15 protein-coding genes and 4 tRNA genes are annotated in these 15,426 nt (G+C 71.2%); 6 read left to right on the plus strand and 13 right to left on the minus strand.

What is annotated here, in order from left to right; all coding sequences use genetic code 11:
• Window positions 1-22: 22 nt before the first annotated feature.
• The 8 genes from NL142_RS09550 to NL142_RS09585 form a co-directional block, all read right to left on the minus strand.
• Window positions 23-790: a YebC/PmpR family DNA-binding transcriptional regulator gene (locus NL142_RS09550; protein ID WP_435079069.1), complete on the minus strand. Its 768-nt coding sequence runs from the start codon at window positions 788-790 to the stop codon at window positions 23-25.
• A 76-nt stretch (window positions 791-866) separates the two neighbouring features.
• Window positions 867-1,496 (minus strand): pyridoxal 5'-phosphate synthase glutaminase subunit PdxT, encoded by a 630-nt coding sequence (pdxT, locus tag NL142_RS09555; RefSeq protein WP_435079071.1) that lies wholly within the window; start codon window positions 1,494-1,496, stop codon window positions 867-869.
• Window positions 1,486-2,388, minus strand: coding sequence for a pyridoxal 5'-phosphate synthase lyase subunit PdxS (gene pdxS, locus NL142_RS09560; protein ID WP_119382817.1), 903 nt, complete (start codon window positions 2,386-2,388; stop codon window positions 1,486-1,488). The genes pdxT and pdxS overlap by 11 nt, the downstream gene beginning before the upstream one ends.
• A gap of 13 nt (window positions 2,389-2,401) precedes the next feature.
• Window positions 2,402-2,986: an HIT family protein gene (locus NL142_RS09565; RefSeq protein ID WP_050976305.1), complete on the minus strand. Its 585-nt coding sequence runs from the start codon at window positions 2,984-2,986 to the stop codon at window positions 2,402-2,404.
• A gap of 2 nt (window positions 2,987-2,988) precedes the next feature.
• Entirely contained in the window at window positions 2,989-5,052 is a 2,064-nt protein-coding gene (thrS, locus tag NL142_RS09570; RefSeq protein ID WP_435079073.1) for a threonine--tRNA ligase, read from the minus strand.
• Window positions 5,053-5,187: 135 nt separating this feature from the next.
• Window positions 5,188-5,262 (minus strand) — tRNA-Val (locus NL142_RS09575).
• Window positions 5,263-5,272: 10 nt separating this feature from the next.
• A tRNA-Cys gene (locus NL142_RS09580) sits at window positions 5,273-5,346 on the minus strand.
• 64 nt (window positions 5,347-5,410) lie between these two features.
• Window positions 5,411-5,482: transfer RNA gene (locus NL142_RS09585), tRNA-Gly, on the minus strand.
• 279 nt (window positions 5,483-5,761) lie between these two features.
• On the opposite strand from NL142_RS09585, the gene NL142_RS09590 reads away from it, so the two are divergent.
• A tRNA-Val gene (locus NL142_RS09590) sits at window positions 5,762-5,834 on the plus strand.
• A gap of 43 nt (window positions 5,835-5,877) precedes the next feature.
• On the opposite strand, the gene NL142_RS09595 is transcribed toward NL142_RS09590, so the two are convergent.
• Complete coding sequence (locus NL142_RS09595; RefSeq protein ID WP_104234830.1) at window positions 5,878-6,837, minus strand: sugar-binding transcriptional regulator; 960 nt, start codon at window positions 6,835-6,837, stop codon at window positions 5,878-5,880.
• A gap of 109 nt (window positions 6,838-6,946) precedes the next feature.
• On the opposite strand from NL142_RS09595, the gene NL142_RS09600 reads away from it, so the two are divergent.
• Together NL142_RS09600 and NL142_RS09605 are read left to right on the plus strand one after the other, a co-directional pair.
• Window positions 6,947-8,707: a glycerol-3-phosphate dehydrogenase/oxidase gene (locus tag NL142_RS09600; RefSeq protein WP_435079076.1), complete on the plus strand. Its 1,761-nt coding sequence runs from the start codon at window positions 6,947-6,949 to the stop codon at window positions 8,705-8,707.
• A gap of 108 nt (window positions 8,708-8,815) precedes the next feature.
• The gene (locus tag NL142_RS09605) at window positions 8,816-9,307 is read left to right on the plus strand and encodes a glutathione peroxidase (RefSeq protein ID WP_043586528.1); all 492 of its coding nucleotides are present in this window, start codon (window positions 8,816-8,818) and stop codon (window positions 9,305-9,307) included.
• A 45-nt stretch (window positions 9,308-9,352) separates the two neighbouring features.
• Here the strand turns inward: NL142_RS09605 and NL142_RS09610 are convergent, their stop codons facing one another.
• On the minus strand, window positions 9,353-9,868 hold the full coding sequence (locus NL142_RS09610; RefSeq protein WP_435079078.1) for a mycothiol transferase: 516 nt from the start codon (window positions 9,866-9,868) through the stop codon (window positions 9,353-9,355).
• Window positions 9,869-9,959: 91 nt separating this feature from the next.
• Here NL142_RS09610 and NL142_RS09615 point away from each other — a divergent pair, with 91 nt between their 5' ends.
• The gene (locus NL142_RS09615; protein ID WP_435079080.1) at window positions 9,960-10,376 is read left to right on the plus strand and encodes a YchJ family protein; all 417 of its coding nucleotides are present in this window, start codon (window positions 9,960-9,962) and stop codon (window positions 10,374-10,376) included.
• Window positions 10,377-10,401: 25 nt separating this feature from the next.
• Here NL142_RS09615 and dhaM read toward each other — a convergent pair whose 3' ends face one another.
• From dhaM to dhaK, 3 genes are read right to left on the minus strand one after another with little or no spacing between them, the layout of a single operon-like run.
• Window positions 10,402-11,136, minus strand: a complete 735-nt coding sequence (dhaM, locus tag NL142_RS09620; protein WP_435079082.1) for a dihydroxyacetone kinase phosphoryl donor subunit DhaM — start codon at window positions 11,134-11,136, stop codon at window positions 10,402-10,404.
• Complete coding sequence (gene dhaL, locus NL142_RS09625; RefSeq protein ID WP_435079084.1) at window positions 11,133-11,786, minus strand: dihydroxyacetone kinase subunit DhaL; 654 nt, start codon at window positions 11,784-11,786, stop codon at window positions 11,133-11,135. The genes dhaM and dhaL overlap by 4 nt, the downstream gene beginning before the upstream one ends.
• Window positions 11,787-11,789: 3 nt before the next feature.
• On the minus strand, window positions 11,790-12,791 hold the full coding sequence (dhaK, locus tag NL142_RS09630) for a dihydroxyacetone kinase subunit DhaK (protein ID WP_435079086.1): 1,002 nt from the start codon (window positions 12,789-12,791) through the stop codon (window positions 11,790-11,792).
• A gap of 227 nt (window positions 12,792-13,018) precedes the next feature.
• Between dhaK and NL142_RS09635 the strand changes: the two genes are divergently transcribed.
• Together NL142_RS09635 and glpK are read left to right on the plus strand one after the other, a co-directional pair.
• On the plus strand, window positions 13,019-13,825 hold the full coding sequence (locus NL142_RS09635) for an MIP/aquaporin family protein (RefSeq protein ID WP_182480720.1): 807 nt from the start codon (window positions 13,019-13,021) through the stop codon (window positions 13,823-13,825).
• Window positions 13,826-13,859: 34 nt separating this feature from the next.
• The gene (glpK, locus tag NL142_RS09640; protein ID WP_012038518.1) at window positions 13,860-15,377 is read left to right on the plus strand and encodes a glycerol kinase GlpK; all 1,518 of its coding nucleotides are present in this window, start codon (window positions 13,860-13,862) and stop codon (window positions 15,375-15,377) included.
• Window positions 15,378-15,426: the final 49 nt, after the last annotated feature.

The following is a 15,426-nucleotide window of genomic DNA, read 5'->3' on the forward strand; positions in this document are numbered from 1 at the left end:
CCCGCGCCCCGGCGATGGGGTCCTACTCCTCGTCGTCGTCGTCCAGCGCGGCCTGCACGTCGGCGGGCACGTCGCTGTTGACGTAGATGTTCTGGACGTCGTCCAGGTCCTCCATGGCGTCGACGAGCTTGTTGACCTTGCGCGCGGTCTCCAGGTCGACCTCGACCTTGACCTGCGGCACGAACTCCACGTCGGCGGAGTCGTAGTCGACGCCCGCGTCCTGCAGCGCCTGGCGCACGGCGACCATGTCGGACGGCTCGCAGCGGATCTCGAACACCTCGCCGTGGTCGGTCACGTCCTCGGCACCCGCGTCGAGGACGGCCGCGAGCACGTCGTCCTCGGTCGGCGCCTCGTCGTGCGGCACCGCGATGACGCCCTTGCGGTGGAAGTTGTAGGCCACGCTGCCCGGGTCGGCCATCGTGCCGCCGTTGCGGCTCATGGCCGTGCGGACCTCGGCGGCGGCGCGGTTCTTGTTGTCGGTGAGGCACTCGACGAGCATCGCGACGCCGTTGGCGGCGTAGCCCTCGTACATGATCGTCTGGTAGTCGACGACCTCGCCGAGCAGCCCGGCTCCTCGCTTGACGGCGCGGTCGATGTTGTCGTTCGGGACGCTGGTCTTCTTGGCCTTCTGCACCGCGTCGACGAGGGTCGGGTTGCCGGACATGTCGGCGCCGCCGATCTTGGCCGCGACCTCGATGTTCTTGATCAGCTTCGCGAACGACTTGGCGCGCCGCGAGTCGATGATCGCCTTCTTGTGCTTCGTGGTCGCCCACTTGGAATGTCCGGACACGGGTGGTTCTCCTTACGCGGCGTCTGCTCGCTGTCAATGATGGACCATCGGGGCACGCCGACTGGGACCCGAGGGGTCAGAGGGTGCGGCCCGCGTCCTCGACCATGTCGAGGAAGAGGCGGTGGAACCGCAGGTCGCCCGTGACCTCCGGGTGGAACGAGGTGCCGAGGAGGGCGCCCTGCCGGACGGCCACGACGCGGCCGTCGTCGAGCGAGGCGAGGGCCGAGGCTGCCGGCCCGACCGACGCGACCACGGGTGCGCGGATGAAGACGGCGTGCACGGGCGGATCCCCCAGCGCGGGCACGTCGAGGTCGACCTCGAAGGACGCCGTCTGGGATCCGAACGCGTTCCGCCGCACGGACACGTCGAGGCCGCCGATGCCGCGCTGGTCGTGGATCGCGTCGACGATCTCGTCGGCCAGCATGATCAGCCCCGCGCACGTCCCGTAGACGGGCAGGCCGTCGTCGATGGCCGCACGCAGCGGCCGCGCGATCCCGAACTGGCGCGACAGCTTGTCCATCACGGTCGACTCGCCGCCCGGGATGACGAGGCCAGAGAGGCCGGGGAGGTCCTTCGGCTGACGCACGAGCCGCGTCCGGGCGCCGAAGCCCTCGAGGACGCGCACGTGCTCGCGGACGTCTCCCTGCAGCGCGAGGACGCCCACCATGGGGCCGTCGCCGTGCGGAGCCGCGGTGCTACCAGCCACGCTCGGCGAGGCGGTGCGGGGCGGGGACGTCGGCGACGTTGATCCCGACCATGGCCTCGCCCAGCCCGCGCGAGGCCTCGGCGATGGCGTCGGGGTCGTTGAACAGCGCGGTCGCGGTGACGACGGCCTTGGCCCGCGCGACCGGGTTGCCCGACTTGAAGATGCCGGATCCGACGAACACGCCGTCGGCGCCGAGCTGCATCATCATCGCGGCGTCGGCCGGGGTGGCCACGCCGCCCGCGGTGAAGAGGACGACGGGCAGCTGGCCCGTCCTCGCCACCTCGAGCACGAGGTCGTACGGCGCCTGCAGCTCCTTGGCGGCGACGTAGATCTCGTCGTGCGTGAGGGCGCTGAGCGCGCGGATCTCGGACTTGATGGTGCGGATGTGCTTGGTGGCCTCGGAGACGTCGCCCGTCCCCGCCTCGCCCTTGGAGCGGATCATGGCCGCGCCCTCGGTGATGCGGCGGAGCGCCTCGCCGAGCGTGGTGGCGCCGCAGACGAAGGGGACGGTGAAGCCCCACTTGTCGATGTGGTTCACGTAGTCGGCCGGGCTCAGCACCTCGGACTCGTCGATGTAGTCGACCTCGAGGGACTGCAGGACCTGCGCCTCGACGAAGTGCCCGATGCGGGCCTTCGCCATGACGGGGATGGACACCTCGGCCTTGATCTGGTCGATGAGGTCGGGGTCGCTCATGCGGGCGACGCCGCCCTGCGAGCGGATGTCGGCCGGCACGCGCTCGAGCGCCATGACGGCGACCGCTCCCGCGTCCTCCGCGATGCGCGCCTGCTCGGCGTTGACGACGTCCATGATGACGCCGCCCTTGAGCATCTCCGCGAGTCCGCGCTTGACGCGGCTCGAGCCGACCTGTCCGGGGGTGTTGGTGTCAGTCATTGTGATCCCTATCCTATTCGCCCGCGGGGGCGGGCCAGGCTGCGGCGATGGATGCGCGCACGTCGCCCAGCAGCTGCGGCAGCGCCTTGGTCTTCGCGATGATCGGCAGGAAGTTCGCGTCCTGCCCCCACCTCGGCACGATGTGCTGGTGCAGGTGCTCGGCGATGCCTGCACCCGCCACCTGCCCCTGGTTCATGCCGATGTTGTAGCCGTCGTTCCGCGACACCTCGCGCACGACCCGCATGGCGGTCTGCGTGAGGGAGCCGATCTCGGCGACCTCATCGGGGCTCGCGAGGTCGTAGGTCGCGATGTGACGATACGGGCAGACGAGCAGGTGGCCGCTGTTGTACGGGAAGAGATTGAGCAGGACGTAAGCGTGCTCGCCCCGCGCGACGATGAGCGCGTCCTCGTCCGACATCGACGGCGCGATGCAGAACGGGCACTCGTCCCGGTCCGGCTGCTGGCCCTTCTGGATGTAGACCATGCGGTGCGGGGTCCACAGGCGCTGGAACTCGTCCGGGACGCCCGCGAGATGGCCGGGGTCGTCGACGCGCACCTCCCCCCGCTCGTCGTCGCCCGCGGGCTCGTGGTCCGACATCGTCAGACGGGCCACGCGGTCACCACCTGCTCGCGCCGGGCGATCGCGCCCGTGATCCGCTCGACGGCCTCGGCCACGGGCACGCCGTTGACCTGCGTGCCGTCGCGGAAGCGGAAGCTCACGGATCCGGCAGCCCGGTCGTCCTCTCCCGCGATGAGCTGGTACGGCACGCGGGCCTTGGTGTGCGTGCGGATCTTCTTGGGCATGCGATCGTCCGAGGTGTCGAGCTGGACGCGGACGCCCTCGGCCCGGAGCCGGTCGAGGACGCCGCCGAGGTACTCCTCGTAGTCCTCGGCCACGGGGATGCCGACGACCTGCACGGGCGACAGCCACACCGGGAACGCGCCCGCGTAGTGCTCGGTGAGCACGCCGAAGAAGCGCTCGATGGATCCGAACAGCGCCCGGTGGATCATGACGGGCTGCTTGCGCGTGCCGTCGTTCGCCGTGTACTCGAGGCCGAAGCGCTCGGGCAGGTTGAAGTCGAGCTGGATGGTGGACATCTGCCACGTGCGCCCGATGGCGTCACGCGCCTGCACGGAGATCTTGGGGCCGTAGAACGCGGCGCCCGCGGGATCCGGCACGAGCTCGAGGCCCGTGTCGACCGCGACCTGGCGGAGCGTCTCGGTGGCCTCCTCCCACACCTCGTCGGATCCGACGAACTTCTCCGGGTCCTTGGTGGACAGCTCGAGGTAGAAGTCGTCGAGGCCGTAGTCGCGCAGCAGCGACAGCACGAACTCGAGCGTGCCCTTCAGCTCGTCGGCCATGCGCTCGCGGGTCGTGAAGATGTGGGCGTCGTCCTGCGTCATGCCGCGCACGCGGGTGAGGCCGTGGATCACGCCGGACTTCTCGTTGCGGTAGACCGTGCCGAACTCGAACAGGCGCAGCGGCAGCTCGCGGTACGAGCGCTGGCGCGAGCGGTAGATCAGCACGTGCATCGGGCAGTTCATGGGCTTCAGGTAGTAGTCCGCGCCCTGGCGCGTGATCTCGCCCTCCGCGTTCCGCGCCTCGTCGAGGTGCATCGCGGGGAACATGCCGTCCTTGTAGAAGTCGAGGTGGCCGCTCGTCTCGAACAGGTTCGACTTCGTGATGTGCGGCGAGTAGACGAACTCGTAGCCGCCGTCCTCGTGCCGGCGACGCGAGTAGTCCTCCATCTCACGGCGGATGATGCCGCCCTTCGGGTGGAAGACCGCGAGGCCCGAGCCGATCTCGTCGGGGAAGGAGAAGAGGTCGAGCTCGGCGCCGAGGCGGCGGTGGTCACGCTTGAGCGCTTCCTCGATGCGGCCCTGGTACGCGCGCAGCTCGTCCTTCGTCGGCCACGCCGTGCCGTAGATGCGCTGCAGCTGCGGGTTCTTCTCGGATCCGCGCCAGTAGGCGGCGGCAACGCGCGACAGCGCCCAGCCGTTGCCGACCATGCGGGTGCTCGGCAGATGCGGGCCGCGGCACAGGTCGCGCCAGAAGACCTCGCCGGTCTTGCCGTCGACGTTCTCGTAGACCGTGAGCTCCGCGCCGCCGACCTCGACGGACTCGCCGTCCTCGCCCAGCTCCTCGGCGGATCCGCCCTTGAGTCCGATCAGCTCGAGCTTGTAGGGCTCATCCGCCATGAGCTCGCGGGCCTGCTCCTCGGAGACGACGCGGCGCGTGAAGCGCTGGCCCTGCCGGATGATGCGCTCCATGTTCTTGGAGATGGCCTTGAGGTCCTCGGGCGTGAAGGGCTCGGCGACGTCGAAGTCGAAGTAGAAGCCGTCGGTGACGGGCGGGCCGATGCCGAGCTTCGCCTCCGGGTTGATCTGCTGCACGGCCTGCGCCATGACGTGCGCCGCCGAGTGGCGCAGGATCGCGAGTCCGTCGGGCGAGTCGATCCGCACGGGCTCGACGACGTCGCCTGCGGCGACCGCGGCCGCGAGGTCCTTCAGCTCCCCGTCGATGCGCATGGCGACCACGGCGCGGTCGGAGAAGAGCGTGAACCCGGTCCCCGCCTCGGTGGCCTCGACGGGCGTCGCCACGGGGGCGGTCGTCTCCGCGGGCGCGGCCTCGTCGTGGATCTCGGGCTGGGCGGCGTCTACCACTGCGGGCTCCTTGCGGGACGGGGAGGGAACCGATCCAGACTACCGGCGCGCGACGGGGCCCCATCGACGAGAGGAGCGCGGCGCGCGCGGGGGCCCGGGAAAAGAAGAAGGCCCCGGTCTCCCGGGGCCTTCTGGTGGTGAGCGATACTGGGATCGAACCAGCGACCTCTTCCGTGTCAGGGAAGCGCGCTACCGCTGCGCCAATCGCTCATGCACTTGCTGGAGGTGGGGACGGGATTTGAACCCGCGTGGACGGCTTTGCAGGCCGCTGCCTCGCCTCTCGGCCACCCCACCATGGGTGCTTCCACACCGGTGGTTCCCACCTTGCGAAAGGGACCCCTCTCAGGGCCCCTGTTCGAGCGGATGACGAGATTCGAACTCGCGACCCTCACCTTGGCAAGGTGATGCGCTACCACTGCGCCACATCCGCATTTCGCTCGCCGCTCCCGGCTTCCCGGCAACCCTGCGTGCTCGATGACTCTAGCCGATCTCCTGGCACGGGTGCAAAACGACGCCCGCCCGAAGGCTGCCTGCACGGCGCTCATCCACCGTTCTCCGCGTATTCACGCGGATCCGGTGGACGCGCACACGATGACGACCCGGGCGTGTCGCGACGACGCCCGTCCCGCGGTGCAGCCGCCACCGCCCCGTGACCGCGACCACCCCCGCGGTATGGCATCATTGACGCGCACCGTCCGCGGTGCGAGCAGGGCGATTGGCGCAGTTGGTAGCGCGCTTCCTTCACACGGAAGAGGTCATCGGTTCGAGTCCGGTATCGCCCACCGAAGCAGTCCCCTCTCCCGCTCGACAGGTCGATCCGTCGCGTCACGCGAGCAGCGCCCGTGCCGTCCCCTCGTCCAGGACGATGTCCGTCACGAGCCCGGCGGCCAGCGCGCCGCGCACGCTCCGAGCCTTGGACGCCCCCGCGACCACGCACACGCGTCGCGGCGCCTTGCGGATCGTGGCGAGGTCCGGACCGCTCGCCCGCGCGTTGATCGCGATGTCGGCCGAAGACCCGTCCTCCCGGAAGAACACGGTGGAGACGTCGCCCACCACGCCGTCCGCATCGAGCGCGCGCTGGTCGGACCGCTCGAGGTAGCCGCCCGAGTAGACGTGGCTGGGCACGAGCGCGACCGGGGATCCGACGCCGAACAGCACCATGTCCATCCGCTCCTGCAGCTCGAGCACGCGCTTCGTGCTCCGCTCGCGCCACAGCGCCTGCTTGGTGGCCGGGTCGTCGAAGAACGCCGGCACCGGGAACTGCTGCACGGTGGCGCCGTACGCCTGCCCGAACCGGCGGAGGATCTCGCTCGCGTACATGATCCCTGTGGTGCGCACGTTGCCGGCCCCGTTGAGCTGCACCACGAGGGTGTTGTGCGTCGGCTTCGGCACGAGGTAGCGGCTCACCGCGCTCACCGTGGAGCCCCACGCGACGCCGACGACCATGTTCGAGTCGACGTACTGGGTGAGCATCCGTGCAGCCGAGAGGGCCACACGGTCGACGCGGTCGACGTCGCTCGTCTGGTCCGGCACGGGGACGACGTGCGCGACCACGCCGTAGCGCTCGTGCAGCTGCTCCCCCAGCACCGTGGCGAGGTCGAGCGGCGAGCGGATCTGGATGTCCACGAGGCCCGTCTCCCGGGCGAACGAGAGGAGCCGGGACACCGACGAGCGGCTCGTGCCGAGCTCGCGCGCGATGGCCTCCATCGTCAGGTCCTGCATGTAGTAGAGGTGCGCCGCGCGCAGGGCGTCCTGGGTGCGCTCGTGCGCGATGCCGTCGACCATGACGCGAGCCTTGCACATCCGTGCACGGGCTAGGTCGAATCCGTTCGCGGGCGCAGGATGGTGTCACAGCACGCGCACCACGCACGTCTCAACAGAGAGAAGCCTCCTCGTGACCACGTCGAAGAAGACCGACCTGCGGGACAACGTCGCCCGCATCCACGACCGCCCGAGCGCCAAGGTGCTCGTAATCGGCGGCGGCATCAACGGCATCGCGACGTTCCGCGACCTCGCGCTCCAGGGCGTCGACGTCGTGCTCGTCGAGCGCGCCGACTACGGCTCGGGCGCCTCGGCCGCGAGCTCCCACATGATCCACGGTGGCATCCGCTACCTCGAGAACGGCGAGTTCCGCCTCGTCCGCGAGTCCGTCGAGGAGCGCAACGGCCTCATCCGCATCGCGCCGCACTACGTGAAGCCGCTGCAGACGACGATGCCGATCTTCTCCACCTTCTCCGGCATCCTCAACGCCCCGTTGCGCATGCTGACCCACAAGCAGCGCTCCACCAAGGAGCGCGGCGCGCTCCTCATCAGCGTCGGCATGACCCTGTACGACTCCTTCTCCCGCGACGGCGGCTCGGTCCCGCGCCACCGCTTCCGGATCGGCAAGGCGGCCCGCGAGGACATGCCCGCGCTGAACAAGGACGTCAAGTTCACCGGCACCTACTACGACGCCTCCGTCCACGAGCCCGAACGCCTCGCGCTCGACGTGCTGAAGGACGGCCTCGCCGCGGGCGACCACGCGCGCAGCGCCAACTACCTCGAGGCCGTGGGCGTCGCCGACGGCGGCGTGAAGCTGCGCGACGTGATCTCCGGCACCGAGTTCGTCGTCACGGCGGACGTCGTGGTGAACGCGTCTGGCCCCTGGACCGACCTCACCAACGAGGCCATGGGCGGCGACACGAAGTTCATGGGCGGCACCAAGGGATCGCACATCGTCGTCGACAACGCCGAGCTGCTCGAGGCCACCAAGGGCCGCGAGATCTTCTTCGAGAACAACGACGGCCGCATCGTCCTCATCTACCCGCTCAAGGGCCGCGTCCTCATCGGCACCACGGACATCGACGCGGACCCGAGCGAGCCCGCCGTCTGCACCGAGGAGGAGGTCGACTACTTCTTCGACCTCGTCAAGCACGTCTTCCCGCAGATCGAGCTGAACCGCGACCACATCGTGTACCGCTACTCGGGCATCCGCCCGCTGCCGCGCCACGAGGACACGGCGCCCGGCTTCGTGTCGCGCGACTACCGCATCGTCGAGACCGAGATCGCGGGCCTCGCCGACAGCAAGGTGCTGAGCCTCGTCGGCGGCAAGTGGACGACGTTCCGTGCGCTGTCCGCGCACCTCTCCACCGAGGCCACCACGCGCCTCGGCGTGGAGCGCTCGGTCGACACGACGGGCATGCCCATCGGCGGCGGCAAGGACTTCCCGTCCTCCAGCACCGCCCGCGCACGCTGGATCGCGACGCAGGCCGCTCGCGCCGAGGGCATCGGCACGGAGCAGGTCGACCGCCTGCTCAACCGCTACGGCACGCGTGCCACGAGCGTCATCGACGTCCTCTCCGGACAGCCGTCGACGCCGTTGGCGACGGACCCGCAGCTGACGCGGGCCGAGATCGCGTACTTCGCCACGCACGAGGACGCGGTGCACCTCGCCGACGTCGTCCTGCGTCGCACGAACCTCGCGTTCGTCGGCGGCGTGACGCACGAGATGCTCGCGGAGATCGCGGACGTCCTGCAGGAGGCCATCGGCTGGAGCGACGACGAGCGCGACGCGGAGATCCAGGACACCGTCGACACCCTGCGCACGTACCACGGCGTCGACGTGGGCGCCACGAAGGTCGCGGCCGACGCGACCGTCACGGAGTTCGCGAACTAGCACCACGCACGGCGGATCCGATCCGCACCCGGGAGGCCGGTCGCCGAGAGGCGGCCGGCCTCGCGTCGTGAGGGCGCCGCTGTCAGGGGACGGGGCTACGTTCGGGCCATGACGAATCCCCGGCTCGACCCGATCCCGCTCACCACCCTCCAGGGCGAGGCCACCACGTTCGGCGCGTACGCCGACAAGGTCGTGCTCGTCGTCAACGTCGCCTCGCGCTGCGGCCTGGCGCCGCAGTACGAGAAGCTCGAGCAGCTGCAGCGCACCTACGGCGAGCGGGGCTTCACCGTCATCGGCTTCCCGAGCAACCAGTTCCTCCAGGAGCTCGGGTCCGCGGAGGCCATCGACGAGTACTGCTCCACCACGTGGGGCGTCACCTTCCCGATGATGGAGAAGGTCAAGGTCAACGGCCGGTCCGCCCACCCCGTCTACGCGGAGCTGACGAAGACGCCCGACGCGGACGGGAAGGCCGGCCGCGTGAAGTGGAACTTCGAGAAGTTCGTCGTCACGCCGTCGGGCGCCGTGCACCGCTTCCGGCCCACGGTCGAGCCGGACGCACCCGAGATCGTGTCGCTGATCGAGGCCGAGCTGCCCGCCTGAGCCCGGCTCCCTCGGATCCGCGCTCGTCCAGGCGTCCCTCCGCCGTCAGCGGCGACGGGCGAGGAGACCCGCGAGGTAGGACGCCTGCCCGGCGTGCTGCAGGTCGTCGGACAGCACGCTGACGAGGCGGGCGCCGAGCGTCACGGGCGGGGTCCAGTCCTCGTCCACCACGCGGGCGAGCTCGGCGTCATCGAGTCCCGCGAGGTAGGCGAGCGTGGCGGACTGCACGGCGTCGAGGTAGCCGACGAGGAGCTCCGCTGTGACGCCTTCCAGCGCCGCGACGTCCTCGGGTGACTGGCCGTATCCGGTCGCCGACTCCTCGAACGGGAGGGCGAAGCGCGCCGCCCATCCCCCGGTCGTCCACGTCTGGTCCTGGCCGGCGACGTCGGCGACCTGGGCGTCCTGCACGCGGGCGAGGTGCCAGACGAGCCAGCCGATGGGGTTGGCCTCGGGATCCGGGCGGAACGCGAGGTCGTCGGCGTCGAGGCCGTCGACGGCATCGCGCACGATCTCGGCGATGCGCCCGTAGGCGTCCACGAGCAGGTCGGTGGCGGGGGTCATGGTGCGCTCCTCATGTCGTGGATCGAGCGGGTCCGCGGGGGCGGCCGCTCCCCCATCCTGCTCCGGGTCGCCGGCGTGGGAGGCTCGGAGGATGACGCGCCTCACCCCCGACGCCCCGTGGTCGACGCCGGACGACGACGCCTGGTGCCCGTGCACGAGCGGCGATGCGTACGGCGCGTGCTGCGGCCCGCTGCACCGGGGCGACACGGCCGCGCCGACCGCCGAGCGGCTGATGCGCTCCCGCTTCGCCGCCTACGCGCGCGGCGATGCGGCGTACCTCGCCCGCAGCTGGCACCCGTCCTCGCGGCCCGAGGAGATCGACCTCGACACGTCCGTCCGCTGGTTTCGGCTCACCATCCACCGCACGTCGCTCGGCGGTCCCGACGACGCGACGGGCGTCGTCGACTTCGAGGCGTCGTTCCGGCACGACGGGGAGCGCGGCAGCCAGCGCGAGGCGAGCCGCTTCGTGCGGCACGCGGGATCCTGGGTCTACCTCGACGCCCTCTGACCGCGGCGCGGCGGGAGGCCCCGAGTCAGGCCTCCCCGAACCCCGACTCGATCAGCTCGACCAGCGCGGTCACGGCCTCCTCGGCGTCCTCGCCCGTCGCCTCGATGACGACGTGCGCGCCTCGGGTCAGGCCGAGGGCCATGACACCGAGCAGCGACGCGGCGTTCTGGCCGTTGACGGTGACGGCCGCGGAGTAGGCGGACGCCCGCGTGACGAAGTCGGCGGCCGGCCGGGCGTGCAGGCCGTCGCGGTTGACCAGGGTCGCCTCGCCCCGGACGGTGCCCGATGCGCCGGCCGGTGCGGGCTCGGAGCCGTCGGCGCGCGGATCCGGCGCGAGGCCGGCATCGGCGTCATCCACGGCGTCGGCACCGGCGGCCGAAGCTGCGGCCGCGGCCACATCCTCGAGGGAACCGCCCGTCTCGGCGGCCACCGCGGCGGCGACCGCGCCCTCGACCAGCGGTGCGCGCACCACGAGGACACGCGCGGCGGCGTCCTCGTCGAGCATGTCGACCGCCGTCTCGGCCGTGAGGTACGCGGATCCGAGGTCCGCGAGGACGACCACCCCTTCGCCGCCCTCCGCCTCGGCGAGCGCCGCGGAGACGACGTCGAAGCTCGTGCCGATGCCCGCGTCGTCCCGCGTGCCGTCGCCGGATCCGCCCGCGGGCACGAGCGCGACGGTCGGCGCCATCTGGCGCGCGAGATCGGCAAGCCCGTGCGCGATGAGGGCGCTGTGGGACACGAGGACGATGCCGACGCTCACGACCCCGCCCCCTGCGCGGCGCGGGCGGTGACGGCCGCCGCGCGCAGGATGAGCGCGGACGACTGCGCGCCCGGGTCGCGGTGGCCGATGGCGCGGTCGCCCAGGTAGGACGCGCGTCCCTTGCGGGCCACGAGCGGCTCGGTCGCCTCCGCCCCGCGCGCGGCGGCGTCGGCGGCGGCCTCGAGGGCGTCGGCCGGGCCGGATCCCGCGTCGGCGGAGGCACGCGCGGCCTCGGCGGCGGGACCCCACGCGTCCACCATCGTCTTGTCGCCCGGCTCGGCCTTGCCGCGGAGGACGATGCCGCCCACCGCCGCCTCGAGGAGGTCGGCGATCGCGGACGCGTCGAGGTCCGCGAGGCTGGCGACGGCCGCTGATGCCTTGAGGTACGCCGTCCCGAGCAGCGGGCCGGAGGCGCCGCCGACGGTGGAGATCAGCGTGGTGGCGACCGTCTTCAGCGCGTCGGCGGGCGAGGCGTCGGGCGCGAGGCCCGCCAGCTTCTCCGTGACGGCCCCGAAGCCGCGGTCGAGGTTCTCGCCGTGGTCGCCGTCGCCGATCTCGCGGTCGAGGGTGATGAGCTCACCGCGCTGGTCGGCGACGACGCGCGCCGCCTCCGTGATCCAGGCGACGACCCAGTCGGTACCGAGTGCCATGAGCTACCTCCCCCACCGCAGCGCGGCGGTCTGCACGGGCGAGTCCCACAGGTCGACGAGCTCGTCGTCGAGCAGCAGCACCGTGAGGGACAGTCCCTCCATGTCGAGGGCCGTGACGTAGTCTCCCACGAGGCTCCGGGCGACGGTCAGGCCGGCCTCCTCGAGCACGGCGGCCGCCCGGCGGTACGCGATGTAGAGCTCGGACAGCGGTGTCGCGCCCATCCCGTTCACCATCAGCAGCACGCGGCTGCCCGCCGGCGCGGCGAGGTCCTCGAGCACCGGGTCGAGCAGCCGCTCCACGATGGCGTCCACCGGCTCGAGCGGCAGCTTGACGCGACCGGGCTCCCCGTGGATCCCGATGCCGATCTCCATCTCGTCGTCCTCGAGCGCGAAGCTCGGCTCGCCCGCGTGCGGGACGGTGCACGCGCGGATGGCGACGCCCATGCTCCTGACCCGCCCGATCACCCGCTCGGCGATCGCGGCCACGGCGTCGAGATCGTCCCCGCGCTCCGCGGCGGCGCCCGCGATGTGCTCGACGAGCACCGTCCCCGCGACCCCGCGGCGGCCGGCCGTGTAGAGGGAGTCGGTGACGGCGACGTCGTCGTCGACCACCACGGTCCGCACCCGCACGCCCTCCGCCTCCGCGAGCTCGGCCGCGGTCTCGAAGTTGAGGACGTCGCCCGTGTAGTTCTTCACGATGTGCAGCACTCCCGCGCCGGCGTCCACGGCCAGCGTGGCGGCGACGACCAGATCCGGGGTGGGGCTCGTGAACACGGGTCCTGGCACGGCCGCGTCGAGCATGCCGTGGCCCACGAAGCCGGCATGCAGCGGCTCGTGCCCGCTGCCACCACCGCTGACGAGCGCCACGCGCCCGGGGCGGGTGGGCTCCGCGCGACGGACGAAGAGCGGGTCCGCGCTCAGGGCGACCAGGTCGGGGTGGGCGGCAGCGAAGCCCGCGACGGCCTCGTCGGCCACCGCCCTCGGGTCGTTGATCAGCTTCTTCACGGCCGGCTCCTCGCGGGTCTCGGGCGGCCGGACGGCAGCCGCGCATCCGAGCCGGATCGAGGACGGGACTCGGTCGGCGGCGACTCGGGTGTGTCGCCAACATACGCCCGGGAGGACGGGCTCCGACAGCCCCGCCGACCCTCCCTCAGGGGCAGGGATCCGCGTCGCCGAGCGGCCAGCCGCGACAGGGAGGGGCGCCCCACCGGCACTAGATTGGAGCCACCGCGATGATGCGGAAGAGGTCGCCCCCGCGCCTCGACGAACGATCGGAGCACCACGCAGTGGATCTTGGAGTCATTTTCCTGTCGGAGACGGTGGGCACCGCCCTCCTCGTCCTCCTCGGATGCGGAGTCGTGGCGAACGTCGCGCTCATCAAGTCGAAGGGGCTCGCCGGCGGCACCCTGATGGTCAACTTCGGCTGGGGCCTCGCGGTCTTCGCCGGTGTCACCGTCTCGTACGCGTCCGGCGCGCACCTGAACCCGGCCGTCACGCTCGGCCTCCTCGCCGCCGGCAAGATCCAGGACCCGGCGAGCGTCCCCGTGTACATCCTCGCCCAGATGGTCGGCGCCATCATCGGCGCCGTGTTCTGCTGGCTCGCCTACAAGCAGCACTTCGACGAGGAGCCCGACGCGGCCACCAAGCTCGGCGTCTTCTCGACGGGCCCGTCCATCCGCAACTACGCCTGGAACCTCGTCACGGAGATCATCGGCACCTTCGTGCTGGTCATCGTGATCCTCGGCTTCAGCCTCGCGAACAACCCCGACTCGGACGCGGCCACCCCCGCCGGACTCTCCGCCCTCGGCGCGATCCCCGTCGCCCTCCTCGTGGTCGGCATCGGCGCGTCCCTCGGCGGCCCGACCGGCTACGCCATCAACCCGGCCCGTGACCTCGGACCCCGCATCGCGCACGCGTTCCTGCCCATCAAGGGCAAGGGCTCGAGCGACTGGTCCTACGCCTGGGTCCCCGTCGTCGGGCCCGCCATCGGCGGCGTCCTCGCCGGCCTCGCGTCCTACGCGCTGCTCCCCATCCTCTAATTCCCCCCCCCCGACCCCTCATAGGAGAGACCACATGAGCGAGAAGTACATCGTCGCCATCGACCAGGGCACCACCAGCACGCGTGCCATCGTGTTCGACCACAGCGGATCCATCGTGTCCACCGGCCAGCTCGAGCACGAGCAGATCTTCCCCCGCGCCGGCTGGGTCGAGCACGACCCGATGGAGATCTGGCGGAACACGCGCGAGGTCATCGGCCAGGCGCTGTCCAAGGCCGACATCACACGCCATGACGTCGAGGCCGTCGGCATCACCAACCAGCGCGAGACCGCCGTCGTGTGGGACCGCACCACGGGCAAGCCCGTCTACAACGCCATCGTCTGGCAGGACACCCGCACCCAGAAGATCGTCGACCGCCTCGCGGCCGACGGCGGCGTCGAGCGCTTCAAGCCCACCGTCGGGCTGCCGCTCGCCACCTACTTCTCGGGCACGAAGATCGTCTGGATCCTCGAGAACGTCGACGGCGCCCGCGAGAAGGCCGAGGCCGGCGAGCTCATGTTCGGCACGACCGACACCTGGGTCCTGTGGAACCTCACCGGCGGCACCGACGGCGGCGTGCACGTCACCGACGTCACCAACGCGTCGCGCACGCTCTTCATGGACCTCGAGACGCTCCAGTGGGACGACGAGATCCTCAAGGCGTTCGACGTGCCGCGCTCGATGCTCCCCGAGATCAAGAGCTCCTCCGAGGTCTACGGCCAGGTCGAGTCCTCGAGCCTCCTGCGCGAGGTGCCCATCGCGGGCATCCTGGGCGACCAGCAGGCGGCCACGTTCGGCCAGGCCGCGTTCGACCAGGGCGAGTCGAAGAACACGTACGGCACCGGCAACTTCCTGATCTTCAACACCGGCACCGACATCATCCACTCGCAGAACGGCCTCCTCACGACGCTCGGCTACAAGCTGGGCGACCAGGAGCCGCACTACGCGCTCGAGGGATCCATCGCCGTCACGGGCTCGCTCGTGCAGTGGATGCGGGACAACCTCGGCCTCGTGTCGAGCGCCGCGGAGATCGAGACGCTGGCCGCCACCGTCGAGGACAACGGCGGCGTGTACTTCGTCCCCGCGTTCTCGGGCCTGTTCGCGCCCTACTGGCGCTCGGACGCGCGTGGCGCGCTCGTGGGCCTCACGCGCTACGTCAACAAGGGCCACATCGCCCGCGCGGCGCTGGAGGCCACGGCCTTCCAGACGCGCGAGGTGCTCGACGCGGTCAACGCCGACTCCGGCGTCGACCTCACGGAGCTCAAGGTCGACGGCGGCATGATCGCCAACAACCTGCTGATGCAGTTCCAGGCCGACATCCTCGGCGTGCCCGTCGTCCGCCCCGTCGTCGCGGAGACCACCGCGCTCGGCGCCGCGTACGCCGCGGGCCTCGCCGTCGGGTTCTGGAAGGACCTCGACGACCTCCGCCAGAACTGGCAGGAGGACAGCCGCTGGACGCCGGACATGGACGACGCCGAGCGCGAGCGCCAGCTGCGCCTCTGGAAGAAGGCCGTCACGAAGACCTTCGACTGGGTCGACGACGACGTGCAGTAGACCGCACCCGCACGATCCGCACGCCCCGTCGCCCCAGGTGACGGGGCGT

Source organism: Clavibacter quasicaliforniensis, from assembly GCF_051201715.1.
In the GTDB taxonomy this organism is placed as follows: Bacteria; Actinomycetota; Actinomycetes; order Actinomycetales; family Microbacteriaceae; genus Clavibacter; species Clavibacter seminis.

What these genes read in the sequence shown, in the direction of transcription:
- NL142_RS09610 (WP_435079078.1), bottom strand. Translation starts at nt 9,868, where the DNA reads ATGACCCCCGCCACCGACCTGCTCGTGGACGCCTACGGGCGCATCGCC.
- pdxS (WP_119382817.1), bottom strand. Translation starts at nt 2,388, where the DNA reads ATGACTGACACCAACACCCCCGGACAGGTCGGCTCGAGCCGCGTCAAG.
- NL142_RS09565 (WP_050976305.1), bottom strand. Translation starts at nt 2,986, where the DNA reads ATGTCGGACCACGAGCCCGCGGGCGACGACGAGCGGGGGGAGGTGCGC.
- NL142_RS09635 (WP_182480720.1), top strand. Translation starts at nt 13,019, where the DNA reads ATGATGCGGAAGAGGTCGCCCCCGCGCCTCGACGAACGATCGGAGCAC.
- dhaL (WP_435079084.1), bottom strand. Translation starts at nt 11,786, where the DNA reads ATGGCACTCGGTACCGACTGGGTCGTCGCCTGGATCACGGAGGCGGCG.
- glpK (WP_012038518.1), top strand. Translation starts at nt 13,860, where the DNA reads ATGAGCGAGAAGTACATCGTCGCCATCGACCAGGGCACCACCAGCACG.
- NL142_RS09595 (WP_104234830.1), bottom strand. Translation starts at nt 6,837, where the DNA reads ATGGTCGACGGCATCGCGCACGAGCGCACCCAGGACGCCCTGCGCGCG.
- NL142_RS09605 (WP_043586528.1), top strand. Translation starts at nt 8,816, where the DNA reads ATGACGAATCCCCGGCTCGACCCGATCCCGCTCACCACCCTCCAGGGC.
- NL142_RS09615 (WP_435079080.1), top strand. Translation starts at nt 9,960, where the DNA reads ATGACGCGCCTCACCCCCGACGCCCCGTGGTCGACGCCGGACGACGAC.